The organism is Pseudomonas sp. GZJR-8, assembly GCF_002916705.1.
Taxonomy (GTDB): domain Bacteria; phylum Pseudomonadota; class Gammaproteobacteria; order Pseudomonadales; family Pseudomonadaceae; genus Aquipseudomonas; species Aquipseudomonas synxantha_A.
Map to the genome: position 1 here is coordinate 72206 of NZ_JXSI01000005.1, position 24951 is coordinate 97156.

The 24951-nt window shown below is 58.1% G+C and carries 18 protein-coding genes and 4 pseudogenes; 15 read left to right on the forward strand and 7 right to left on the reverse strand.

Going from position 1 to position 24951, the window contains the following annotated elements:
* Positions 1 to 55 precede the first annotated feature (55 nt).
* Positions 56 to 4762: a hypothetical protein gene (locus TK42_RS12060; RefSeq protein WP_103734290.1), complete on the forward strand. Its 4707-nt coding sequence runs from the start codon at positions 56 to 58 to the stop codon at positions 4760 to 4762.
* Positions 4763 to 4854: 92 nt separating this feature from the next.
* Here the strand turns inward: TK42_RS12060 and TK42_RS12065 are convergent.
* A pseudogene (locus TK42_RS12065) lies at positions 4855 to 5216 on the reverse strand (transposase); the annotation flags it as partial.
* On the opposite strand from TK42_RS12065, the pseudogene TK42_RS27320 reads away from it, so the two are divergent.
* From TK42_RS27320 to TK42_RS12110, 9 genes and pseudogenes are all read left to right on the forward strand, one after another.
* Positions 5215 to 5473: pseudogene (locus TK42_RS27320) on the forward strand (helix-turn-helix domain-containing protein); the annotation flags it as partial. The pseudogenes TK42_RS12065 and TK42_RS27320 sit on opposite strands and share 2 nt — an antisense overlap.
* A 489-nt stretch (positions 5474 to 5962) precedes the next feature.
* Entirely contained in the window at positions 5963 to 6211 is a 249-nt protein-coding gene (locus tag TK42_RS12075; RefSeq protein ID WP_103734291.1) for a DUF6124 family protein, read from the forward strand.
* Between the two features lie 199 nt (positions 6212 to 6410).
* Positions 6411 to 7733 (forward strand): sugar ABC transporter substrate-binding protein, encoded by a 1323-nt coding sequence (locus TK42_RS12080; RefSeq protein WP_103734292.1) that lies wholly within the window; start codon positions 6411 to 6413, stop codon positions 7731 to 7733.
* A gap of 153 nt (positions 7734 to 7886) precedes the next feature.
* Positions 7887 to 8777, forward strand: coding sequence for a carbohydrate ABC transporter permease (locus tag TK42_RS12085; RefSeq protein ID WP_005788581.1), 891 nt, complete (start codon positions 7887 to 7889; stop codon positions 8775 to 8777).
* Between the two features lie 10 nt (positions 8778 to 8787).
* The gene (locus TK42_RS12090) at positions 8788 to 9618 is read left to right on the forward strand and encodes a carbohydrate ABC transporter permease (RefSeq protein WP_032875774.1); all 831 of its coding nucleotides are present in this window, start codon (positions 8788 to 8790) and stop codon (positions 9616 to 9618) included.
* 22 nt (positions 9619 to 9640) lie between these two features.
* The gene (locus TK42_RS12095; protein WP_103734293.1) at positions 9641 to 10744 is read left to right on the forward strand and encodes an ABC transporter ATP-binding protein; all 1104 of its coding nucleotides are present in this window, start codon (positions 9641 to 9643) and stop codon (positions 10742 to 10744) included.
* A gap of 18 nt (positions 10745 to 10762) precedes the next feature.
* The gene (locus tag TK42_RS12100) at positions 10763 to 12244 is read left to right on the forward strand and encodes a mannitol dehydrogenase family protein (protein WP_103734294.1); all 1482 of its coding nucleotides are present in this window, start codon (positions 10763 to 10765) and stop codon (positions 12242 to 12244) included.
* A gap of 138 nt (positions 12245 to 12382) precedes the next feature.
* Positions 12383 to 13864 (forward strand): xylulokinase, encoded by a 1482-nt coding sequence (xylB, locus tag TK42_RS12105; RefSeq protein ID WP_103734295.1) that lies wholly within the window; start codon positions 12383 to 12385, stop codon positions 13862 to 13864.
* Positions 13865 to 13876: 12 nt separating this feature from the next.
* Complete coding sequence (locus TK42_RS12110) at positions 13877 to 14815, forward strand: carbohydrate kinase (RefSeq protein WP_103734296.1); 939 nt, start codon at positions 13877 to 13879, stop codon at positions 14813 to 14815.
* A gap of 61 nt (positions 14816 to 14876) precedes the next feature.
* Here TK42_RS12110 and TK42_RS12115 read toward each other — a convergent pair whose 3' ends face one another.
* Positions 14877 to 15146, reverse strand: a complete 270-nt coding sequence (locus tag TK42_RS12115) for a DUF1652 domain-containing protein (RefSeq protein ID WP_032875782.1) — start codon at positions 15144 to 15146, stop codon at positions 14877 to 14879.
* A 366-nt stretch (positions 15147 to 15512) separates the two neighbouring features.
* On the opposite strand from TK42_RS12115, the gene TK42_RS12120 reads away from it, so the two are divergent.
* Positions 15513 to 15713: a ParD-like family protein gene (locus TK42_RS12120; RefSeq protein WP_103734297.1), complete on the forward strand. Its 201-nt coding sequence runs from the start codon at positions 15513 to 15515 to the stop codon at positions 15711 to 15713.
* On the forward strand, positions 15713 to 16495 hold the full coding sequence (gene map, locus TK42_RS12125) for a type I methionyl aminopeptidase (RefSeq protein ID WP_103734298.1): 783 nt from the start codon (positions 15713 to 15715) through the stop codon (positions 16493 to 16495). The genes TK42_RS12120 and map overlap by 1 nt, the downstream gene beginning before the upstream one ends.
* A gap of 67 nt (positions 16496 to 16562) precedes the next feature.
* On the opposite strand, the gene TK42_RS12130 is transcribed toward map, so the two are convergent.
* Both TK42_RS12130 and TK42_RS12135 read right to left on the reverse strand, forming a co-directional pair.
* Positions 16563 to 17603, reverse strand: a complete 1041-nt coding sequence (locus TK42_RS12130; protein ID WP_103734299.1) for a 2-oxoglutarate and iron-dependent oxygenase domain-containing protein — start codon at positions 17601 to 17603, stop codon at positions 16563 to 16565.
* 274 nt (positions 17604 to 17877) lie between these two features.
* The gene (locus TK42_RS12135; RefSeq protein ID WP_078821472.1) at positions 17878 to 19464 is read right to left on the reverse strand and encodes a RimK family protein; all 1587 of its coding nucleotides are present in this window, start codon (positions 19462 to 19464) and stop codon (positions 17878 to 17880) included.
* Positions 19465 to 19558: 94 nt separating this feature from the next.
* On the opposite strand from TK42_RS12135, the pseudogene TK42_RS12140 reads away from it, so the two are divergent.
* A pseudogene (locus TK42_RS12140) lies at positions 19559 to 19996 on the forward strand (GNAT family N-acetyltransferase); the annotation flags it as partial.
* Here TK42_RS12140 and sfnG read toward each other — a convergent pair.
* Positions 19969 to 21078, reverse strand: a complete 1110-nt coding sequence (sfnG, locus tag TK42_RS12145) for a dimethylsulfone monooxygenase SfnG (RefSeq protein ID WP_103734300.1) — start codon at positions 21076 to 21078, stop codon at positions 19969 to 19971. The pseudogene TK42_RS12140 and the gene sfnG overlap by 28 nt on opposite strands.
* Before the next feature lie 265 nt (positions 21079 to 21343).
* Here sfnG and TK42_RS12150 point away from each other — a divergent pair, with 265 nt between their 5' ends.
* Complete coding sequence (locus TK42_RS12150; RefSeq protein ID WP_103734301.1) at positions 21344 to 22582, forward strand: acyl-CoA dehydrogenase family protein; 1239 nt, start codon at positions 21344 to 21346, stop codon at positions 22580 to 22582.
* 510 nt (positions 22583 to 23092) lie between these two features.
* Here TK42_RS12150 and TK42_RS12155 read toward each other — a convergent pair.
* Together TK42_RS12155 and TK42_RS12160 are read right to left on the reverse strand one after the other, a co-directional pair.
* A complete protein-coding gene (locus TK42_RS12155; RefSeq protein ID WP_078821474.1) occupies positions 23093 to 23878 on the reverse strand; it encodes a sulfite exporter TauE/SafE family protein in 786 nt (261 codons plus the stop codon).
* 82 nt (positions 23879 to 23960) lie between these two features.
* Positions 23961 to 24258 (reverse strand): annotated as a pseudogene (locus TK42_RS12160) (SAM-dependent methyltransferase); the annotation flags it as partial.
* Between the two features lie 129 nt (positions 24259 to 24387).
* On the opposite strand from TK42_RS12160, the gene TK42_RS12165 reads away from it, so the two are divergent.
* Positions 24388 to 24909, forward strand: a complete 522-nt coding sequence (locus TK42_RS12165; protein WP_103734302.1) for a DUF3455 domain-containing protein — start codon at positions 24388 to 24390, stop codon at positions 24907 to 24909.
* Positions 24910 to 24951 lie beyond the last annotated feature (42 nt).

Consider the following 24951-nt stretch of genomic DNA (forward strand, 5'->3'; position numbering starts at 1 on the left):
TGTAGCCACGCTGGGCCGCATAGATGAAATAAGCCAAAACAAAGGTTTCAAGGCGTTGACCGACGCATCCCCCAGCGACCCCGCACACATTGCCGTACAGCAACGCCAGCAGTCAGTGATACAACAACTTGCAAACGTACCGCTTGTGCCCTCACCGCTTGAAACCCTGGCCGCCGCCGTCAAAACAAACATCCACACGCCAGTGGAAACCGAACAGACGCACACAGACCTCTTGGCAACAGGCGACAGTGAACTGGCAACCACAGTGCACCGCACAATGCTTGAGCTAAAAACCAACCCGACCCTGGCCGCCTCAAAAACCATACAACCGATCCCGCCCAACAGCCTGTTTGGCCAATGGTGGGATTACCTGGGCAAAGCGCTCAAGGGACATGGTTTTATTGAATGGGCCAGCCAACACAATATTGATCTGGCATCGCTGCGCTATGACCGCACAGGCCATGCGCTGATAGCCAAAGTCAATGGCGTTGAACAGCGCTACACCGCCACCGACTTCGCGCAAAAATACCCCGCTTTTTTTGACGTTATCGAGCCTGTGTTGACGGCCGCTCAGGAATTTGCCGCCCATGGACAACAGATCTCACTGGCGCAGGTGGGTAACAGCAACGTGCCATACCAGTGGGTGGCCAACTTTTATGGTATCAGTGACGACCCCAGCGGCCCGACGTTCGAACAACAGACTTCGCTGCCGGGACGCACTCAACAGTTCCCTCGACCCTCCGCCGATCCACAAAAAGTCGTGACCTGGCTGAACCGAAAAAAAACAGAACTGGGCGACAGCAACGACCGGTACTCGTTGATTGATCAGTTGAGAAACTGGAATTCCGACAGCGGCTCAAGACGCTTTATTGTCGACCCGGCCTCCTCCCTCCAGCCTAAAGGCGTGACCACGGTTGCAGCATTCCTTTCCCGCAAAGACTGGAACCCAACGGTCACCAAGGCAGACAACGATAACTTGCTCGCGGCCATTCAAACCCCCGCCCCCCAGTCCCCTCCCCTGGGCAATCGCTGGGGGTTTCTGTCCACGCAACTATCGCTGAGTACAGAGCAGCGTGTGACGGTGGGAGAATTCGTAAAAACGTCCATTGGCGCGCATGACAGCCTTCTCAGTTATCTGAGCGCCAACGTTACCGACCTTAGTACCGACCCCGAACAAGCGTTGGATCAACTCGTCTCCAGCGACGCAGCGCTTGAACTCGCCGCCAAGCTGGAAAGCCAGATGAAGGGCGCTCCCACCGCGACCAGCCGGAAACAATGGTTGTTGACCGCGCTGGTGCTGGAGATTGATCGAACGGCCGGCGCGCAACACAAGACTGTCGCCGGTATTGACTTGATGGGCGCTGCTTATTCAGGGCACAGCGTCGAGTCTATCCGTGAGCAGTTCGGCCGAGACTTGGCCGCTAAAAAAGGCATCCCCGCCAATCTTGCGCCTGCAATCTCGCGGTTGATGATGTCGGGGATGGCGCCACAACTACTGGTAAAAGAGGTACCCCAGAATGTAACACTCGGTTCCCCGGAATGGGTCAACTTTACGACCGCAGTGAACCGGATTGAGTGGACCGCCCCCGGCGCTACTCAAGGCATGACTTACCAGCAGGTCATGAATTACAACAACATCAAACCCATTTCAGCATTGGAAGCGCAGATCCAGAACTATGCGCAGATGAACCCATTGCTTGATTGGGCAGCCCTCAATAACAACGTCAATAAAGACAACTACACACTGGAACAGCTCAAAGACAGCCAGGTCAAATTTCAGGCTCAAACGAAGAAGACCGCAGAAAGTATCAGTTGGTTGAGCAAGTCCGACCCTCCGAATAGAAGGGCCATGACGCTTGAAATATTAAGGAAGGAGTTCGGCCCCGACATTGATTATGAAAGCCGCTACATGATAGAGGACGAAGGCTTCGGAATAAACAGCGGCCGTCACTACAGCCTCGCCGAAATCTATGAAACAGGTAGACTGGGTGAAAACTGGCTTCAGGAAGGCAAACATGTGGACTTCGAACGCCTGCGTAAAAGAGCGAATGAACCGGATTTACCGGTGGTCAATGATCAATTCGACAAGGCCATCAAACAAGACTTCCACCTGCGCAGACGCCACACCGTAACGCTGTTCGAAAACATGCTCAGAAAGCTGCCAGTGGAGGAGCAAAAAAGCCTGCTCTATGGCGATGTGGAGTTTTTGAACGTTGAGGGTGCCGGCAGCGGTATGGTGATGACGTCTGTCTATAACGGCGTCAGAAGGGATTTTGCGGTGTACCCAGCAAGTGGTCTGATCGTAAGAATTGCCGACATTGACCCATCAACCCCTATGGGGCAAAAAGTCAGTCTGGAGATCGACGCCGAGGCCTTCAAAAATGGCACTTTCCCGAAACCCGGGGTTAAATCCGACGTTGTACTGAGGGTTACTGACCAACACCTGCTGGATGACAACGATGAGCCGTGGCCTTTGGAAGTCACCTTCCCAGCCCATAGTGCCAATGACCGATTTTCCCCTAACTACGCCAGAGGGCGACTATCCAAGCTGGCAAACGTCATGGTCGACTCCACCTACCTGAACAAAACGCAGTTTCTTAACCTGCACCGCAATTGGTCGAGCAATACGCTTGAAACCGCGACAGAACCCAGTGATTTCTTCAAAGCTATCTGGCACGCCCTACCGGGCACCAGCAGCCTGGAAGACCTTTATCACGGTCAGTTTCTCAAGGCCGGCGTCGACCTGGCCATTGATGTCGCGATCTACGCAGCCGCCGCGGGCGCCGGCGAGCTATGGACGCTGGCGAAATCCGGCGCTTCTTGGGCAGCCGCCAAGATTGAAGCGGGTTTTATCGAGAGGTTTGGCGCTAAAGACGCTGAAAGTATTGCCCTCAGGGACATGACCAATACCAGCGTTTCGCAGTCGCTCGCTTCATCGAGCCGAATGCAGGGCAGCCACATTGCTGAGCAAACAGCCGAAATGGCCAATGGCACTGTGGTGCGTGCCGGCACCCAGGAGCAGGTCAAGGTCACCGCTGTAAACCGGGCGGGCAACTGGTACGCCTACGACGCCGAAGCAGACGCCGCATATGGGCCAGCGCTGGAAGGTTTTCGCTCGGATACCTCCATCGGCTTAAAAACCGAAACCCTCCCTGACGGCACAAGCAAGCAGATACCCGACCGGTTACTACCCGAAGACGCCCAAGTAATTAACCGATCGACCTACTCTGACGTAAAAATCGGAAACAAGGTATACCGCTATGACCCCAAGGAACCAGATGTCCTGACTGACCTTGAGTCAGCCGATCACTTCAACGATACACACGGCCTTGAAGCCTTTTGCCCGGCAGGTCCCAGAGTAAAGCGACAAACTGACGGCGTGTGTTTCGCCAAGGTCGTGTCGGACTTCAGCGGCAATACGGCCAAGATGGTGCAAGGCCTTGAGCACACGCGGTTGTACCCATCATCTGGGGGTGCCGGACTCAATTCAACGCTTGTTTACGAGCGGCGCCTATTCGATGTCGTGGAAAAGGATGGCGTCTATAAGACAGTGCAACGAGACCTGGTGGCCCCTGTCGATTACCTGCCAACCACGCGTGGTACGATCGTTAAGGATCCACATTTTGGTCTATCCGGCGCTGATACACTGCCCAACCTTGAGCAAAATTCGCGAATTGTCAAACTTGACGCTATCAGCAGCCTGAGCAAAGACCAACGTGAATTGCGCGGAACCATCGCCCAGACAACAACAACAAGCGGGGCAACCCAGCGTTATATCGTGGTAGAAGCCGACAGTTTGACATTTTACTACAGCAAATTTGACGCGAAGTCGACGGAACTCACTTTCAAACGGATCGGCGAGTCCGCATCGGAATTCGAATTAGAACTTGTCAGCAACCATATCCAGGAAATGGAAGGTCTTCTTGAGATGGCCGGTGCGCCATTGCGCAAAGACTTCGTGTCACTACCCAGCCTGGATTCGGCGTTCTCAAAACTTGAAGCCGCGGGTTATACGCCTGCTCAAGTTAACGAACTGAAAGCCACTATTGCGCCATTTAACGCAGAGAAAAAACGCGAATTTGTTTATCAGCTCATCAACAAACTGACCAGTTCAAGCGACGAACTTGTACTCAAATCAGCGTCTCTCGAACCGCTGGATAAAACTGCAGATTTCGCCAACCTGGCTGCTGAGAAACAAAATAAATTTTATGCAGAAGGCGCGAAGAACTCAGTCAACACACAGGTCAAGGCAACGGGTATCGGATCGTCAAATAAAAGAATCCCAAATAAACCTAATGATATTTACAGAGAGGAGGTCGCAGAAGCACTCGTCGGTTGGATTCAAGATATCAAGGTCAAATCGCCGAATTACGTCAACTCCGTATTGAAGTTTGGCGCTGGCAATTGCGGGGAAATGGCGGAAGCAGCCACTCAAATCATCAAAAAAAGTGGAGGAAGTGCTGAGACATGGTACGTCCACGGCGGAGACCATGCGTTTACAGTGGTGGGAGGACCAGCAAGCGCAGGTAAAAGCACAGTCAATTTTGCAGAAGCCGAATGGAAAGACGCCTGGATTGTAGATCCTTGGGCTGATATCTCTTGTAAGGCGTCAAATTACACTGCCTTGCTAGAGAAAAAGATGACCCAATGGGAATCATCGGGCCTGGAGATCTACATCAATGGAGACTGGCGTAGCCCTTTGTACCCAAAATGGAGGACCGAGTTGATGACCTTTGAAAAGAGGCCGCTCTACGCCGAGTAAACCCGGGCTGCTGGACAGCCCATTGGCGACTGGGCACGCCGCATCTTCATTGTGCGGCAGTGCTTTGTCCCAACGCGCCATTCTCAAAATAATTACCCATTAGCCTGTGAGGCCAATGCCTCGCGGGCTTGCTGAACTATGTTCAAGATATCTTCGCCTTTGGCGTTCCAGACGTATCAAGTCGGTTGCACGTTTCGCAGGGCCAGGAACGTGGTAACCGAGGCCTCCAGCTCGCGCGCTGAACTGAAACTGCCCTCACGCAAATACACCGTGATGTCCCGAAAAAGCTGAACCCTGTTCATCCACGAGCTGGAAGCTCGGAGTGAAATGCATGTGAAAGCGTTTATGCTTCTCCAGCCCCCCTCCATTTTTGAATGCTTGTGGGTGGCGTAATTGTCGACGATCAAGTGCAGTTGAAGATGCTCGGGGTTTCTCGATTGATCTTCTTGAGATATTTTTCCCGGGTGTTCAAGCGTGCGATCGGGAGTACTTTTATTGAGTTCTTTAATCGCTTGCGTATCAACAAGTACTGCGAATTGCTGGCCGATGGCGATAAGGCCGTGAGAGATGTGTGCTTCGGTGTTCAACAATATTTCCAACTTCAACCGGCGCTTGGCGGTGCAGCGCTTGACTGAGCAAAACCTGGCTCAAGCAAGACTTCCGTTGGTCAGGACGGTCAACTCTGACAGTGTCGCGCAGCCTGGTTGTTGATCATGCTGCGGCCCAGGCATTCAAGCGGACTTCACCGCCCATGAAAAAGTCGGCGACTCCTTTTGCTATCATCGGGTAAAAAAGTATGAATATGCTTAGAGGCATGACGCCTTCGCACTATCGACGGTTGAGGGCGCAGCGGTTGACTGAGCAGAATTTGGTTTGAACCGATTGCCCCAGATATTGGGAAAAGCAGAAACGTCTTACGCAGTTTTGAGGTTGTCCCTAGGACACTCAATCTCTAGTCTCCGTACACCGCTGCACACGCAGCGGTCGGGCGTCGCGGCCCGGTTTAATCAGACGCAAAGTGCCATTTCCGCTTTCAGTTGACGTCTTTTTATCGTCTACTGTGCGCCCTTATGGTGGCTGTGCGCGGGATACCTTCGGGTATGCCGGTTTCCTGATTCCGGTCCGCGAACCTGCGTACAGCTACCACCCGATCGCGTCGCGGCGATCAGTGGTAGCTCCACTTAAATCAGGAGTTCCACCATGATCAAGCCCACCCCAAATCCCCCAATCGATCCAACACCCAGCGTGCTGTTCACCGTAAAAGACGGCATCTCCACGCAAGACCTACTGGTCAACCTCAGCGAATCCCTCGCCTCTGCCCACGCCCTCACCTGCGATTTCGCCTTTGATCTCGACGGCTCACGGCGCGAAGGCGCGCTGGGGATTGCCCAGTTGGTCGAGGTATCTCGCTTGCTGGCTGAGCGAGCACTGGCTGATATCGAGCGTTAAATACGGCATCGATCGTCCCCACGCACCACGGGGACGATCATCGAGTGCAAAAAAGTATCAGTGCGCGTGCGCCCAAGGATTTGTCACAACCCCATTTCAAGGCTGTAATCGACGCACACTCTTCCTGGCTACCTGTAGGAAGACACAACAACAATAACCGTCCTTCTGTAGCCCCCTGGGCGCGGAAATGGAGTGCGCGATGAAGTTCACAGCAAAAGCTCTGCTTGCCTGTTCCTGCATGACTGCATGCATGACCCTCAGCGCCGTCAGCCTTGGCGCGCAAACCCTGACCATTGCCACCGTCAACAACAGCGACATGATCCGTATGCAGAAGCTCTCGAAAACCTTCGAGGCCGAGCACCCGGAGATCAAGTTGAACTGGGTGGTGCTCGAAGAAAACGTGCTGCGCCAACGCCTCACCACCGACATCGCCACCCAGGGCGGGCAGTTCGACGTGCTGACCATCGGCATGTACGAAGCCGCACTGTGGGGCGCCAAGGGTTGGCTGGAGCCGATGAAGGACCTGCCGGCCTCCTACGACCTTGATGATGTGTTCCCTTCGGTACGTGATGGCTTGTCCGTCAAGGGTTCGCTGTACGCCCTGCCGTTCTACGCCGAAAGCTCGATCACCTATTACCGCACCGACCTGTTCAAAGACGCCGGGCTGACCATGCCCGAGCACCCGACCTGGAGCCAGATCGGCGAATTTGCGGCCAAACTTACTGATAAGTCCAAAGAGCAATACGGCCTGTGCCTGCGCGGCAAAGCCGGTTGGGGTGAGAACATGGCGCTGATCACCACCCTGGCCAACGGCTTCGGTGCGCGCTGGTTCGATGAGAAGTGGCAACCGCAATTCAATGGCCCCGAGTGGAAGGACGCGCTGAACTTCTACGTCGACAACATGAAGAAATCCGGCCCGCCGGGTGCGTCCAGCAACGGTTTCAACGAGAACCTGGCGCTGTTCAACAGCGGCAAATGCGCGATCTGGGTAGACGCCAGCGTCGCCGGTTCGTTTGTCACCGACAAGAGCCAGAGCAAGGTCGCCGAGCATGTCGGTTTCACTTTTGCGCCACACGAGAAGACCGACAAGGGCACCTCGTGGCTGTACTCCTGGAGCCTGGCGATCCCTACCAGTTCCAAGGCCAAGGACGCCGCCAAGGTGTTCACCAGTTGGGCCACCTCCAAGGAATACGGCCAGCTCGTGGCCAAGACCGACGGCATTGCCAATGTGCCGCCAGGTACGCGCCAATCCACCTACAGCGACGAGTACATGAAGGCCGCGCCGTTCGCCAAGGTGACCCTGGAATCACTGAAAGTGGCCGACCCGACCAAGCCGACAGAGAAGCCGGTGCCATATATCGGCATCCAGTTGGTGACCATTCCGGAGTTCCAGGCGATTGGTACTCAGGTGGGCAAGTTCTTCTCCGGTGCGTTGACCGGTCAGCAGACGGTGGATGCCGCATTGACCGCCGCGCAGACCACCACCGAGCGGGAAATGAAGCGGGCTGGTTACCCCAAGTAACCCCTGCCCTCACCACAGTCAAATGTGGGAGGGGGCTTGCTCCCGATAGCAATCTACCAGTTGATGATTGTGTGACTGATACACCGCTATCGGGAGCAAGCCCCCTCCCACACTGACCGCGCTCCGATTCGTATCTGACTGGTCTTGATTCTAATGAATACACCCGCCAAAAACCGCCTGGCCAACCCCGGCTGGTTCCTTGTCAGCCCCTCGGTGGCCTTGTTGCTGCTGTGGATGATCGTGCCTCTGGGCATGACCCTGTACTTTTCGCTGATCCGCTACAACCTGCTCTACCCCGGCGAAAACCAATTCGTGGGGTTGGAAAACTTCAGCTACTTCATCACCGACTCGGGTTTCCTGCCCGGCGCTACCAATACCCTGTTGCTGGTGGGCAGCGTGTTGCTGATCAGTGTGGTGTTCGGCGTGTTGATCAGCGCGCTGCTGGAGGCCAGTGAGTTCCTGGGGCGTGGCATCGTGCGGGTGCTGTTGATTTCGCCATTCTTCATCATGCCCACCGTCGGCGCGCTGATCTGGAAAAACCTGATTTTCCACCCGGTGTCGGGGATCCTCGCCGCCGTGTGGAAGTTCTTCGGCGCCGAGCCGGTGGATTGGCTGGCGCACTACCCGCTGCTGTCGATCATCATCATTGTGTCGTGGCAGTGGCTGCCCTTCGCGATCCTACTGCTGATGACCGCTATGCAGTCCCTGGACCAGGAGCAAAAGGAAGCTGCACGTCTGGACGGTGCCGGCGCCATTGCGATCTTCTGGCACCTGACCCTGCCCCATCTGGCCCGCCCGATTGCCGTGGTGGTGATGATCGAAACCATCTTCCTGCTCTCGGTGTTCGCCGAAATCTTCACCACCACCAACGGTGGCCCGGGTTACGCCTCGACCAACCTCGCCTACCTGATCTACAACCAGGCGCTGGTGCAGTTCGACGTGGGCATGGCCTCGGCCGGTGGCTTGATTGCCGTGGTCATCGCCAATATCGCGGCGATCATCCTGGTGCGGATGATCGGCAAAAACCTGACTGACAAGCCTTGAGGGCCGCGCCATGACACTTCAACAATCCCGCCGCCTGCAAAGCCTGCTACTCGGTACGTTGGCCTGGGCGATCGCGATCCTGATTTTCTTCCCGATCTTCTGGATGGTGCTGACCAGCTTCAAGACTGAAATCGATGCGTTCGCCACCCCGCCGCAGTTCATCTTCACGCCGACGCTGGAGAACTACCTGCACATCAACGAACGCAGCAACTACTTCGCCTACGCCTGGAACTCGGTGGTGATTTCGTTCAGCGCCACTGCCCTGTGCCTACTGATCTCGGTGCCGGCCGCCTACTCCATGGCGTTCTACGAAACCCAGCGCACCAAGGGCACGCTGCTGTGGATGCTGTCGACCAAGATGCTGCCACCGGTGGGCGTGCTGATGCCGATCTATCTGTTGGCCAAGAGCCTTGGCCTGCTGGATACGCGTATCGCGCTGATCATCATCTACACCCTGATCAACCTGCCGATCGTGGTGTGGATGGTGTACACCTACTTCAAGGACATCCCCAAGGACATCCTCGAAGCCGCCCGCCTGGACGGCGCCACTCTGTGGCAGGAAATGGTCCGCGTGCTGTTGCCGATCGCCAAGGGTGGCCTGGCCTCCACGGTGTTGCTGTCGCTGATCCTGTGCTGGAACGAGGCGTTCTGGTCGCTGAACCTGACCTCGTCGAGCGCTGCGCCGTTGACCGCACTGATCGCCTCCTACTCCAGCCCCGAAGGTTTGTTCTGGGCCAAGTTGTCCGCCGTCTCGACCCTGGCCTGCGCGCCGATCCTGATCTTTGGCTGGATCAGCCAGAAACAGCTGGTGCGCGGTTTGTCCTTCGGCGCCGTCAAATAATAATTCGAAAAGGAGGCCCATCATGGCCAACCTGAAAATCAAGAATCTGCAAAAAGGCTTCGAAGGTTTCTCGATCATCAAGGGCATTGACCTTGAAGTGAACGACAAGGAATTCGTGGTGTTCGTCGGCCCGTCGGGCTGCGGCAAATCCACCCTGCTACGCCTGATCGCCGGCCTGGAAGAAGTCACGGAAGGCACCATCGAACTGGATGGCCGCGACATCACCGAAGTGACCCCGGCCAAGCGCGACCTGGCCATGGTGTTCCAGACCTACGCGCTGTACCCGCACATGAGCGTGCGCAAGAACATGTCGTTTGCCCTGGACCTGGCCGGTGTCGACAAGAAGCTGGTCGAGAGCAAGGTCAGCGAAGCGGCGCGCATCCTGGAACTGGGGCCGCTGCTGGAGCGCAAGCCCAAGCAACTGTCCGGCGGCCAGCGCCAGCGCGTGGCGATTGGCCGGGCGATTGTGCGTAACCCGAAGATCTTCCTGTTCGACGAGCCGCTGTCCAACCTCGACGCGGCGCTGCGCGTGCAGATGCGCCTGGAACTGGCGCGCCTGCATAAAGAACTGCAAGCCACCATGATCTACGTGACCCACGACCAGGTCGAAGCCATGACCCTGGCCGACAAGGTGGTGGTGCTCAACAGTGGCCGTATCGAGCAGGTCGGCTCGCCGTTGGAGCTGTATCACCAACCGGCCAACCTGTTTGTGGCCGGCTTTCTCGGCACGCCGAAGATGGGCTTTCTCAAGGGCAAGGTCACGCGTGTCGAAGGCCATGGCTGCGACGTGCAATTGGACGCTGGCACCCTGGTCAGCCTGCCGTTGAGTGGCGCGACCTTGAGCGTCGGCAGCGCGGTGACCCTGGGCATTCGTCCCGAGCATCTGGAAATCGCCGCGCCAGGGCAAACCACCCTGACCGTCACCGCTGACGTTGGAGAGCGCCTGGGCAGCGACACCTTCTGCCACGTCATCACCGCCAATGGCGAACCGCTGACCATGCGGATTCGCGGCGACATGGCCAGCCAGTACGGCGAGACGTTGCACCTGCACCTGGACCCGGCGCACTGCCATCTGTTCGACACTGACGGCGTAGCGGTGGCCCGCCCACTGCGCGCAGCCGCCTGACTCCGCGAGTATTTTTAGATGAAACTGAATAAACACAATCTCACGCAGTTGGCGCCGCAAGTGAAAATCCCGGCTTATGCGCTTGCCGACACCCGCCAGGGCATCGCCCATATCGGCGTCGGTGGCTTTCACCGCGCACACCAGGCGTATTACACCGACGCCTTGATGAATACCGGCGAGGGCCTGGACTGGGGCATTTGTGGCGTGGGCCTGCGCGCCGAGGACCGCAAGGCTCGCGACGACCTGGCCGGCCAGGATTACTTGTTTACCCTGTATGAGCTAGGTGACACCGACGACACCGAAGTACGCGTCATCGGCGCCCTCAGCGATATGCTGCTGGCCGAAGACGGCGCCCAGGCGTTGATCGACAAACTGGCTGACCCGGCTATCCGCATCGTCTCGTTGACCATCACCGAGGGCGGCTACTGCATTGATGACAGCAACGGCGAATTCATGGCCCACCTGCCACAGATCCAGCATGACCTGGCGCACCCCAAGACACCCAAAACCGTGTTCGGTTTTATCTGCGCAGCGCTCACCCAACGCCGCGCCGCCGGCACTGCGGCATTTACCGTCATGTCCTGCGATAACCTGCCGCACAACGGCGCCGTCACGCGCAAGGCACTCCTGGCCTTCGCCGCGCTACACAACGCCGAGCTGCATGACTGGATCAAAACCAACGTGAGCTTCCCGAACGCCATGGTCGACCGCATCACGCCAATGACCAGCACCGCCCACCGCCTGCAACTGCATGATGAACATGGCGTCGACGATGCCTGGCCGGTGGTGTGCGAACCGTTTGTGCAGTGGGTACTGGAAGACAAGTTCGTCAACGGTCGCCCGGCCTGGGAGAAGGTCGGCGTGCAGTTCACCGATGACGTCACGCCTTACGAAGAGATGAAGATCGGCTTGCTCAACGGCAGTCACCTGGCCCTCACCTACCTGGGGTTTCTCAAGGGTTATCGGTTTGTCCACGAGACCATGAACGACCCGCTGTTTGTGGCGTATATGCGTGCGTACATGGACCTGGACGTTACGCCGAACCTGGCGCCGGTGCCGGGCATCGACCTGACGGCGTACAAGCAGACGCTGGTGGAGCGCTTTTCCAACCAGGCGATTGCCGACCAGTTGGAACGGGTGTGTTCCGATGGTTCGTCGAAGTTTCCCAAGTTCACCGTGCCGACCATCAATCGCTTGATTGCCGATGGCCGCGAGACTGAGCGTGCAGCGCTGGTAGTGGCGGCCTGGGCCTTGTATTTGAAAGGGGTGGATGAGAATGGCGTGAGCTACAAGATCCCCGATCCAAGGGCCGAGTTCTGCCAGGGGCTGGTGAGTGATGACACACTGATCAGCCAGCGGTTGCTGGGGGTAGAGGAGATTTTTGGCACGGCTATTCCCAAGTCCGCTGAGTTTGTGGCAGCGTTTGAGCGGTGCTATGCAAGCCTGCGCGACAAAGGCGTCACCCAAACCCTGCAACAACTCCTGAACAAACCGGATTAAAACTGTGGGAGGGGGCTTGCTCCCGATAGCGGTAGGTCAGAGAAAGGTATTTGACTGACACTCCCTCATCGGGAGCAAGCCCCCTCCCACACTTGACCGGGTTACCAATCCAAAAATAATACTGCTGAGCACTCCATCATGACCCAGCAAAACCTGTTCCTCGGAATCGACTGCGGCACTCAAGGCACCAAGGCCATCGTCCTCGACGCCTCCAGCGGCAAGGTGCTGGGCCTGGGCGCCGCCGCGCATACCTTGATCAGCGGCGCCAACGGCCGGCGCGAGCAACACACCCAGGAATGGCTGGACGCCTTCACCGAAGCCACCCACCGCGCCCTGCAACAAGCCGGGGTGGACGGCCAGGACATCCTTGGCATCGGCGTTTCCGGCCAGCAGCACGGCCTGGTGCTGCTGGACGAACAAGGTGAAGTGCTGCGCCCGGCCAAGTTATGGTGCGACACCGAAACCGCGCCGGAGAACGAGCGCCTGCTGGCACACCTGGGCGGCGAAAGCGGCTCCCTGGAACGCCTGGGCGTAGCCATCGCGCCGGGCTACACCGTCTCCAAACTGCTCTGGACCCGTGAACAGCACCCGGACGTATTTGCCCGCATCGCCCATATCCTGCTGCCCCACGACTACCTCAACTACTGGCTCACCGGTCGCGCCTGCGCCGAGTACGGCGACGCCTCGGGCACCGGTTACTTTGACGTGCGCAGCCGCACCTGGGATGTGGCGCTGCTCAGGCACATCGACCCCGGCGGCCGCCTGGAGGCAGCGCTGCCGCAGTTGATCGAAGCCGACCAGGCGGTGGGCACGATCCTGCCGGCCATTGCCGAGCGCCTGGGCATCAACCCCAACGCCGTGGTGTCCAGCGGCGGCGGCGACAATATGATGGGCGCCATCGGCACCGGCAATATCGCTCCCGGCGTGATCACCATGAGCCTGGGCTCATCAGGCACCGTGTATGCGTTTGCCGACCAGCCCAACGTCAGCCCGCAGGCGTCGGTAGCGACCTTTTGCTCGTCCAGTGGCGGCTGGCTGCCGCTGATCTGCACCATGAACCTGACCAACGCTACCGGGGTAATTCGCGAGCTGTTCGAACTCGACTTGCAGGCGTTCAACGCCTTGGTCGAACAAGCCCCCATTGGCGCCGACGGGGTTTGCATGCTGCCGTTTCTCAATGGCGAACGCGTGCCTGCCCTGCCCCACGCCACCGGCAGCCTGCACGGCCTGACCATGACCAACCTGACCCGCGCCAACCTGTGCCGCGCCGTGGTTGAGGGCACCACCTTCGGCCTGCGCTATGGCCTTGACCTGCTGCGCCAGACCGGCCTGCAAAGCCAGAGCATCCGCCTGATCGGCGGCGGCTCGAAAAGCCCGGTGTGGCGGCAGATGGTCGCCGATATCATGCACACCGAAGTGGTGTGCACCGAACAGAGCGAAGCCGCCGCCCTGGGCGCGGCAATCCAGGCCGCCTGGTGCCAGAGCGGCGAACCCTTGGCCAGCCTGTGCGACAAATGTGTGAGCGTCGACCCGGCCAGCCGTACCTTGCCGGCAACCGAGAGTGTCAGCGCCTATCAACAGGCGTATGAGCGTTATCAACAGCACGTGGCATCCCTTTAAGAGCGAACGACTATGTATCTGGTGTGTGGTGAGGCGCTGTTTGATTTTTTCAGCGAGGAGGATGCCAGCGGGCAGGCCGCCAAAGTCAATTACAAGGCGATTGCCGGGGGCTCGCCATTCAATGTGGCCGTGGGCCTGCGCCGCCTGGGTATTGAAGCCGGGTTGTTCGGCGGCCTGTCCAGCGACTTCCTCGGCCGGCGCTTGTTGCAGGTGCTGAAAAATGAAGGGGTCAGCGAGCAGTTCCTGGTGGAATTTTCCGCGCCGACCACGTTGTCGATGGTCGCTGTGGGCGCCAATGGCTCACCGCAGTACAACTTCCGTGGCGAAGGCTGTGCGGATCGGTTGCTGGAAGTCGCGCATTTGCCGGTACTCGGCGATGAGGTGCGCGGGCTGCATATCGGCTCGTTCTCACTGGTGGTGCAACCGATTGGCGACACCCTGCTGGCGCTGGTCAAGCGCGAAAGCGGCAAGCGCCTGATCAGCCTGGACCCTAACGTGCGCCTTAACCCGCAGCCGGACATCCAACTATGGCGTGATCGCGTCGCCGAGCTGGTCACACATGCCGACCTGATCAAGGTCAGCGATGAAGACCTGCACCTGCTCTACCCCGACCAGTCACCCGAAAGTGTGCTGCACGGTTGGCTGCAACACCGCTGCCAACTGGTGTTCCTCACCCGCGGCGGCGATGGCGCCAGCGTATTCAGCCGTCAGCACGGCAACTGGTCGGCGCCGGCAGTCAAGGTGGTGATGGCTGACACTGTGGGCGCCGGCGACACCTTCCAGGCCGCGTTGATTGCCTGGCTGACCGAGCATCAGCTTGACTCAGTGACTGGCCTGCAACAGCTCACGCGCGTGCAGATTGATAACATGCTCGGCTTTGCGATTCGGGCTGCCGCGTTGACCTGTACCAAGACCGGCCCCGACCTGCCGTACCGTCATCAGCTGGGCTGACGCACATAACAATGGGCCTGGCGAATGCCAGGCCCTGGGTCAACTTGAATTCAAGGCTTAACTAGAAATAACCGCGCCCTCCTGCTCGACGCAGGGTGTGGGTCTGGGTGTGCTTGAGGTCTTCACGCAAACCGGCGATCAGGTTGCAAATGGCTCGACTGCTGTCGAGTTTGTCGGCGTTTATACCTTTGACTTCCAAGTCCACCCGGTCACGGTCGCGGTCGTCATACACCTTGATCGTCAACGAAGCATCCTCGGCTTTGGTGCATTCGCACCGTTTAGGCAGAAAACTTCCTTCAATAATGCTGCGAAGTTCCAGTTCCGAAAGCATGGCCAACCTCTCCTTTTTTGAGACTGCCAATCAGTTTTTATGGGCTGGCAGGCGCTAGCCTGCCCCGTCTTGCCAACCCTGGCAGACGCCTGTACTCACCCAGCCTACTCGGCAAATCTCAGCATTGTTGTAACTTTTCTTCATAAGCGACCTGCCGATTAATATGAAGCCGATTGCAGCCTTTAAATAATCGTCGAACCACTGCGATTAAACGTTTAACCCTGCATGTCAGTTCAAACAGCAACCTGTGTCGACGCTCTTTTCGGCAACATGTCGCAACTATCGCGCGCCTGATTTGAACCAGGGGCTTACGCAAAGCATACGAAACGTATACGCTTTGTATATCAAACCTACACAGTGAACCTCATGGGCATCGTCAAAATCACCGACCAACTGCACGAACAGCTTCGCCTGGCCAGCGCCGCCATGGACCGCTCCATCAACGCCCAGGCCGAGTTCTGGATCAAGATCGGCCTGCTCGCCGAGCTCAACCCGCACCTGCCCTACAACGAGCTGATCAACAAGTTGTTGCTGGACAAGCCCGACCTGATCCGGGGGCGCATCTGATGATCAAGACTACCGCCCAACTGGCCGTGATGCGAGAGTCGGGGCGCCTGCTGGCCCAGGTGTTCGACATGCTCGACGGTTATGTCGCCGCCGGCCTCTCCACTCTTGAGCTGGACAGCGCCGTCGAAGCCTTCATCCGCCACGAACTCAAGGCCCGCCCCGCCAGCCTGGGTCAGTACGACTACCCCTTTTGCATCAACACCTCGATCAACGAAGTGGTGTGCCATGGCATGCCCAGCGCCACGCAGTTCCTCAAGGACGGCGACATCATCAACATCGACATCACCCTGGAAAAAGGCGGTTTCATTGCCGACTCCAGCAAGATGTACATGATCGGTAACGTGGCGCCCAAGGCCAAACGCCTGGTAGAAATGACCTTCGAGGCGATGTGGGCCGGCATCCGCCAGGTCAAGCCCGGCGCTCGCCTGGGTGATATCGGTCATGCGATTCAGAGTCACGCCCAGGCCAACGGCTACAGCGTGGTGCGTGAATACTGCGGCCATGGCATCGGCAAACAGATGCATGAAGAGCCACAGATCCTGCACTTCGGCCGCCCTGGCACCGGCCTCGTTCTGCGCGAAGGTATGGTGTTTACCGTGGAGCCCATGCTCAACCAGGGCGGCGCCAAGACGCGCAGTCTCAAGGATGGCTGGACGGTGGTGACCAAGGACAACAGTCTGTCGGCGCAGTGGGAACATACTGTGGCAGTGACGGCGGACGGGTTTGAGGTGCTCACGTTGCAAAAACAAACTGATGCAGAACCGGTGGAATCACTACCTTGAGCAATGGGCGCTGATCGGCCATTGAAAAGTCTCCCGAGCGGCCTACCCGCTCGGGAGAGTAACGAACTCAAGGGTGCGCGTGGGCCAGACTAATACCTTCCAGGTGGCTCAAGCGATTCTCCTTGAGAATGCACTGGGTCGTTATCCGTTGCGGATAGCAACGCATAAACATGTTGGTGAAACGTGTGCCGTAATGAATACGTTCAGTACAGCTCTGACTGAATAATGGCTTGGCTGAAACGCTGAAACTCGGCTCGTGAAAGTAGGCCATGGCAAAACGCTCACGTGAGTTTAGCTTGACCTTGTGAGGCGTCGAGAGCAGAAGTCCATCGGTCATGAATTGCAAAATATCACCCGGAAACACTGTGAACACGCGCGGTACCGGTTTCACGAACGTCCAGGGCTCGTCGTTTTCGAATAAACCTGCAGTGCTTTCGTCAGGCAACCAGTTGCGCTTGCGATGTTCGCCGTCGACCGGAGGCCGAATATACAAACCTCCCACCTCATCCTGAGTAGCGATCACCAGCATGCCGTAGTCGGTATGGGCCCCAATACCTCGGCAGGTTTGCGCCGACTCGGCAGGGAAACGCAGAACACGCATATGGTGCCAGCCATCCTCGCTAAGCTGCGTCAAAGCATTTATTTCCAATCCCAGTCCGAGTGCCACCAGCTTCAACAACTTTTCGCCCGTGTCACCCAATTCCTCCAGGAAGGCTTTCATGCTGTCGCGGTATTCGTCATTGGGCCATGGCACGGGACCGTGGCACGGCCAGCCGTCTACGACGCGCTGATCCTCCAGTGGCAGATCTTTGCAAATGGTGAAAATTTCCGATTGATCCTGCTCGCCAGCCGTGACCTCTTCGCCAGAAGCAACATACCCTGCATAGGTAAGACTGCTGACTAAGCGCGACTTCTCTTCCCGGGGCAGTTTGAAAAAAGCCTTGCTGGCTGCCATGGCGCGCTTGACCTTCTGGTCCTGTTCGTCATGGATGCTGATCTGAAAAATACCGTCTTTGCGCCAAGCATCTATGAGCGCTCGGCCCAATTGGCGATCGGCCTTGCTATCAGTTACAGCTTCAGGCAGGGCAAACGTTATTAAGTCAGTCATGTCGTGTCTCCTTAAATCCATTAAAGAGACGTGCACTCACAAATGTGACGCTGAACTGCTCCATCAACGGAACTGCTTCAGGCCCAACGTTGCGAGCCTGAATCATGAACGTCGTTATATTCCCATCTGGGAACGGTATTTATAGACTCCGGCGGACAACCTGAACATAACCGGATGTCGGTTTAACTGGCATCGAATCAACCGTCCGACGGCAGGTAAAGGTTGCTCGCCTTCCTGCCCTGGCAACCGCGAGTTTCAGCGATCTGCTTGATTGTTACCACACCTGACCCTGGCGTTTAAGCTCCAGGCGGCGCACAAACTCCTCCAGCACCAAGCCATACAGATCGTCCTGCAGGTAGGCATCTTCGATGCCCGCATCCAGGTTGGGGTTGTCGTTGACCTCAATCACCACCACTTTGTCGCCGGACTGCTTGAGGTCCACGCCATAGAGGCCGTCGCCGATCAGGTTGGCAGTCTTCACTGCCAGTTCCACCACGGCTTTTGGCGCTTCGTGGACCGCCAGGGTGCGACACTCACCGTTGACGGCCTGGCCAATGGCCTTGTGGTTGTAGATCTGCCAATGCCCCTTGGACATGAAGTACTGGCAGGCGAAAATCGGTTTACGGTTGAGCACGCCGATGCGCCAGTCGTATTCGGTGTAGAAGAACTCTTGGGCCAGCAGCAGTACCGAATGCTCGAACAGCTCGGCCGTGGCCTTGAGCAACGCCGCCTGGCTTTCGACCTTTATCACCCCTCGGGAGAAACAGCCATCGGGGATCTTCAACACCAGTGGGAAACCCAGGCGCTCGCCGACGCGCTCGAAATCTTCCGGCCGCTCCTTGTAAAGAATCTCGGTGGCCGGCATGCCCAGTTGATGGCTGTTCAGCAGGTCGGTGAGGTAGACCTTGTTGGTGCAGCGCAGGATCGATGCGGGGTCATCCATCACCACCAGCCCCTCGCTTTCGGCTTTCTTGGCGAAACGGTAGGTATGGTTATCGACGCTGGTAGTCTCACGGATGAGCAAGGCGTCGTACTCGGCCAGGCGCGCGTAATCCTTGCGCTCGATCAACTCCACATCAATGCCCAGGCCCTTGCCGACCCGTATGAAATTTTCCAGGGCGCGGGGGTTGGACGGAGGCAGTTGCTCCTGAGGATCGTGAAGAATTGCCAGGTCATAACGGGCCAACCGACGTGAGCGCGGCTGACGCCAGACCTTGCGACTGAAGTTGTCGAGGGCGTGGGCGAATTGGTCTTCCTGATCGTCGCGTAACTTGTGCAATACGCCAGACTTAACGCCTTCGATATGCCAGCCGTTATGTTGACGGAATTCAACTAACAAGATCGGACAGGGAAAGGTTTCAAACAACTGGCGCGCTAACTCCTGCAAAGGTTCTATCGTGGTCCGACCGAAATACAGTGTCAGGGTAAAGCCTTCGGTATTGCTGTAGAGATGATGACTCAGGGCCTTTTCCAGGCTTTTGTCCAGATCATCCAGAGACAGGCCATACAGGGCTTTCCTGGTCAGTTCACTGATGGTGCGCACCGATGGAATCACCTTGTGCCCACGTGCCTCGGCCAGCAACGAGCAGTAGTAGCCGTGCCCCAGGTACTTGTAGCTGCGGCACAGGTTGATTACCTGTACGCGCTTGCCTGTTTCGTTTTCCCGGGTCTGCTCCAGGTACTCCTGGGCGGTGACGATATCCTCGCTGGGAAAATAGGAGGCCCAATCTTCCTTGCGCTCGACAATAATCACCACTTGGCTCGAACTTCGGGGTGGCGCGGAAAAATAACCGTTGGACGTTATTGTCGCCGCAACTGTTTGCTCGGATACTTGACGCCAATGACCTTGTACCGCCGACATAATAGTTGATCCGCTTTAGAGAACTCGACCTTTTCTATTAAGCACGATCTTTTAGGGAAGTCCCGTTTCGTTACGCAACTTTTACGGTGGTCTTATGGCTCTTTTCTTTCGCGTTGCAACCCTCGACGATGTGCCTGCATTAGTGGCGTTGGAGCAGCAGTGTTTCAGCAGTGATCGGCTGTCTTCGCGCAGTCTGCGCTGGATGATCAGCCGGGCCAATGGCCAGTTGTGGCTTGTGCAACAGCACGGTGAACTGCTCGGCTATGGGCTGGTGCTGTTTCGTCGTGGCGCCCGGCTGGCGCGCTTGTATTCCATCGCCATTGCCGAGCACGCTCGAGGCATCGGTCTGGGCCATCAGTTACTGGAGCACATCGAAGCCTGCGCCCTGGCCAACGATTGCGCGTACCTGCGTCTGCAAGTGCGCACCGACAACCCCGGCGCACTCTCCCTGTATGAGCGCAATGGCTATCGGCGCTTTGCCTGGGTCGACGACTACTACGAAGATCACACAGCTGCCTTGTGCCTGGAAAAACCGCTCGCGCCTGCATCGGCCGTGGCTTCCAGCTCACGCACCAGCGGCAAAACACGTTTGCCGAAGTACTCCACCTCTTCCTGAAAATGCAGAAAGCCCGCGAGCACCAGGTCCACGCCCACGGCCTTGAGCGCGACAATGCGTTCGGCGATCTGCCGCGGGGTGCCAATCAGGTTGGTCTTGAAGCCATCGTTGTACTGCACCAGGTCTTCGAAGCTGGACTTGGCCCAGTTGCCCTCGCCTTCCGGCGAAGCCTTGCCCGCCTGCTTGGCGGCATCACCAAAAGCGTTGACCGCTTCCGGGTCGGCCTTGTCGATGATTTCCGCCAGCACGGCCCGGGCTTCTTCTTCGGTGTCGCGGGCGATCACAAAGGCGTTCACGCCGACCTTAACCGAATGGTGATTGGCAGCGGCCTTGGCGCGGATATCATCGACCTGGGCCTTGATGCCTTCGGGGGTGTTGCCGTTAGTGAAGTACCAGTCCGAGACCCGCGCCGCCATGTCCCGTGCCGCCCGTGAACTACCCCCCTGGAAAACCTCTGGCTGGCCCAATGGCTTGGGCTTGAGGGTGTAGTTGTTGAAACGATAGAAATCGCCCTTGAAGGTGAAATCGTCCTGGGTCCAGATGCCTTTGAGGGCGCGGATGAATTCTTCTGAACGACGGTAGCGCTCATCGTGCTCCAGCCAGGGTTCGCCAATGGCCTGGAACTCGCCCTTGAACCAGCCACTGACGATATTCACCGCAATACGGCCGTTGGTGAGCTGGTCGATGGTCGCCAATTGCTTGGCCGCCAGCGCCGGTTGCCAGGGACCTGGCAGGATCGCCGCGATCACTTTGAGCGTGGTGGTCGCCGCCAGCAAAGCATGGCTGAACGCCACGGACTCATGCTGGTTTTCGGCGCCATAACCGGCGGTGAAGCGAATCTGGGTCAGGCCGTATTCAAAGCCTGCGGCTTCGGCCAACTGCGCCAGTTTGCGGTTGTAGTCGATGCCCCAGTGAGTGCGCTGTTCGATCTTGCTGACCACCAGCCCACCGCTGACGTTGGGCACCCAATAGGCAAATTTCACGGCTTGCTGACTCATCGGACGGTACCTCGCACAAATGGATGTCATGTAGCTTACGCAGCAAGCGTGCCAGTCACCCGCAAATGCCCGCGCCATGGGCGCTGCGTTAAAAAATCGGATATCTGATCAGCCTGCCGGCAATGTCACCGATCGCAGCGGTTTGTCGATCTGCTGTTGCAGGAGCAACACCCAATCACCCTCTCGCACCGCAAACAGGGGAGCAAAGTCCCGGCACGAACTGTGCAATCTCCAGCACATTCGATCACTGCCAGGAGCCCTACCCATGACTGAACATCAGGTCATCAACCCGCTGTCTACCGGCGCCGATTACCCTGCGCTGGCCGCACGTTTTCGGCCGATCTTCCAGCGCATCGCCGAGGGTGCGGTTGAGCGCGAGCACAGCCGCACACTGCCCTACGAACCGATTCAATGGCTCAAGGACGCTGGTTTTGGCGCGGTGCGGGTGCCGGTGGAATACGGCGGTGATGGCGCGTCACTGCCGCAGTTGTTTGAACTGTTGATCGATCTGGCAGCGGCCGACTCCAACGTGCCCCAGGCCCTGCGCGGGCACTTCGCATTTGCCGAAGACCGCCTGAATGCGCCACCCGGCGCAAGCCGTGATCTGTGGTTCAAGCGTTTTGTCGATGGCGATATCGTCGGCTGCGCCTGGACCGAAATCGGCACGGTGGCCATCGGTGAGGTGGTAACCCAGGTCAGCCCCGACGGCGACCGCTGGAAACTCAACGGCGAAAAGTTCTACAGCACCGGTAGCCTGTTCTCGGACTGGATCGATGTTTACGCCCAACGCAGCGACACCGGCGCCGCCGTGATTGCCGCCACCCGCACCCATCAGCCAGGCGTGGTGCAGAGCGATGACTGGGACGGTTTTGGCCAGCGCACCACCGGCAGCGGCACCTCTCGGTTTACCGACGCGGTGGTGGAAACTGAAAACCTGATCGACTTTGCCACCCGCTTCAAATACCAGACTGCGTTCTACCAACTGGTGTTGCTGGCGACACTGGCCGGTATCGGTCGCGCTGCGCTCATCGACGTGGGCCACCAGGTGCGCAACCGCCAGCGCATCTACAGCCATGGCAATGCAACGCACGTCAGCCAGGATGCGCAGGTGCAACAGGTGGTGGGCGAAGTCGCCGCGTTGGTATACGCCGCCCAGGCCAGCGCGTTGAAGGCCGCAGTGCCGGCGCAACAGGCTTATCTGGCGCGCTTTGGCGGCAATGACGTGGCCGAACACGAAGCCAATGTGGCGGCTGAGATTGAGTCGGCGACGGCGCAAGTGGTGGTTTCGGATTTGATCCAGCGTGCCACCAGCCAATTGTTCAACGCCTTAGGGGCCTCGGATGTGCGCCAAGGCAAGGCGCTGGACCGGCATTGGCGCAACGCACGGACGGTGTCTTCGCACAATCCGGTGATCTACAAGGCGCGGATCGTGGGCGACTGGGTGATCAACGGGACAGAGCCACCGTTTGTGTGGCAAATCGGCAACGGCCCGGCGAAGGCCTGAAGTTGATCTGGGTCAAACTGTGGGAGGGGGCTTGCTCCCAATAGCGGTGGGTCAGTATCCAATTCCTTGGCTGAACTACCGCTATCGGGGCATAGGTATCTACACAACTTTGTAGCTGCCGACCGTAACCACGATGCGAAGCGAGCCGCTCTTGATCTTGATCTTAGGCGCCCCGTCAAACCACGCTGGCCGGAATTCGACAGGGATTTGGGGGGTAAACCGGCAGGGATGCCGGTTTAGCCGCCCCGCGCCATGGATGGCGCGTGGCGGCGGCCCCCCAAATCCATGGCGGATTACGGGCACACCGAGCCAAAGCGAGGTGCCGAGTGGTGGGGCAAGAGCGTTTTGCTTACTTTTGCGCTCTTTTCAAAAGTGAGCCGCTGTAAAAGCGGAACCAATATCAGCCGTTACCTAAATAACGGATATGTACTCGGTCTAATCCAACATCCTGGTCGGCCCTGAGGCAGCCATCGGGAGCAAGCCCCCTCCCACATGTGGAGCACATGCGGCTCAGAACGCCAGCTTGTACCCCACCGCCATCAACATCACCGCCAGGCACGGGCGTAAGACGCTGTCGGAGATCTTGCCGGTCATATGGCTGCCGAAGTAGATCCCAGGCAACGAGCCCATCAGCAAGAAGCCCAGCAGATGCCAGTCCATATTGCCCATGCTCGCGTGGCCCAGGCCCGCCACCAGGGTCAGGGGCACGGCATGGGCAATTTCGGTGCCCACCAGACGGCGCGTGGCCAGGAACGGATACAGGATAAACAGCGCCACCGTGCCGAGGGCGCCGGCGCCAATGGACGTCAGGGCTACCATGGTGCCAAGGACCGCGCCGGTCACCACGGTCAGGGCGTTCAGGTTGCGCGGGCGCATGTGGTAGTCATCACCGGCATGTCGCTGAGCAAAGGCCAACAGGCTTTTCTTGAACAGGATCGCCAATGCGGTCAGCAACAGCACAAAGCCCAGCGCCTGCTTGATCACCGCATTCATCGCGCTGGGGTCGGTGTGCAGGCTGGCCAGGAACCACAACGTCAAAAGCACCGCCGGCACACTGCCCAAGGTCAGCCAGCCAGTGATGGTCCAGTCGATGTTGCGGTTCTTGCTGTGCACCAGCACACCACCGGACTTGGTGATGGCGGCATACAGCAAGTCAGTGCCCACCGCCGTGGCCGGATTGATACCGAACCACAACAGAATCGGCGTCATCAGGGAGCCTCCACCGACACCGGTCATGCCGACGATAAAACCAACGATCAGGCCGGCAACCACGAAACCAATATTACCCACATCCATTACAGCTACCTGCGGCCTTATAAATTTCTGGGCGCAGGATAGCGATTTTTCTTATAACCACTTATATCAATATGATCTGACTTTATGCCTTTTCTGCCAGACGATGGCAGACATAGGGCTGGGTCTGATACCGGAACGCTACAGTGTCACGCCCACGCAGCGCTGTGTGTGTGTCGATCAACTCGCACAATGGCTCGGTCGCCGTGGCCTTTTGCGCGGCTGGTAGCGCCGCGATGAAGCTTACCGACAGGAAGCGTTCCATGATCACTTCCTGGGGTTGCCACATGCTGATACGCAAAACAGCTCATTTCAGGTGCGGAAAAGTACTCACCCGTGAAGGCTTCGCGCCAACGCCCTGTATGAAAACGCGGCGTGTCGCCTCATAGGGCGGGTGCGGGCGCACAGTGTGCGCCCTCTGAAGTTTATTTTCTAACCGGTGCATCCAATCGGGCGTGTCGCGTGTAGTCCTTGCAGTCACCCCGCTGTTTTACTCAAATGGAGCACTACCCATGAACGCTAAAACACTGTTCTGCTTCGCGGCTGCACTCACCGCCGCGCCTGCGGTTTTCGCCCAGACCGGCTTGCCTGAAAGTATCAAGGTGCCCGACGGGCACAAGATTACGATGGAAACCACCGGGGTCGGCGAAATCACCTACGAATGCCGTGACAAAGCCAACGCCGTCGGCCAGACCGAGTGGTTCTTTGTCGGCCCCAAAGCCGTGTTGAATGACCGCAGCGGCAAGCCGGTGGGCAGCTACTTCGGCCCGCCCGCCACCTGGCAAGCCCAGGACGGCTCGAAAATCACCGGTACCCAACTGGCGGTAGCACCTTCAAGTGCAGGCAACCTGCCCTATCAACTGGTCAAGGCCAACCCGGCTGAAGGTAAAGGTGCCATGAGCGGGGTGAGTTACATCCAGCGGGTCGCCCTCAAAGGCGGTGTGGCGCCTAGCAGCGAATGCACGGTGGCGAACAAAGGCCAGCAGGCTGTGGTGAAGTATCAGGCCGACTACATCTTCTGGGCGGCCAACTGAGCAAACTCGGCTACGCTGTCTGTGGCGAGTGCGCTCGCCACA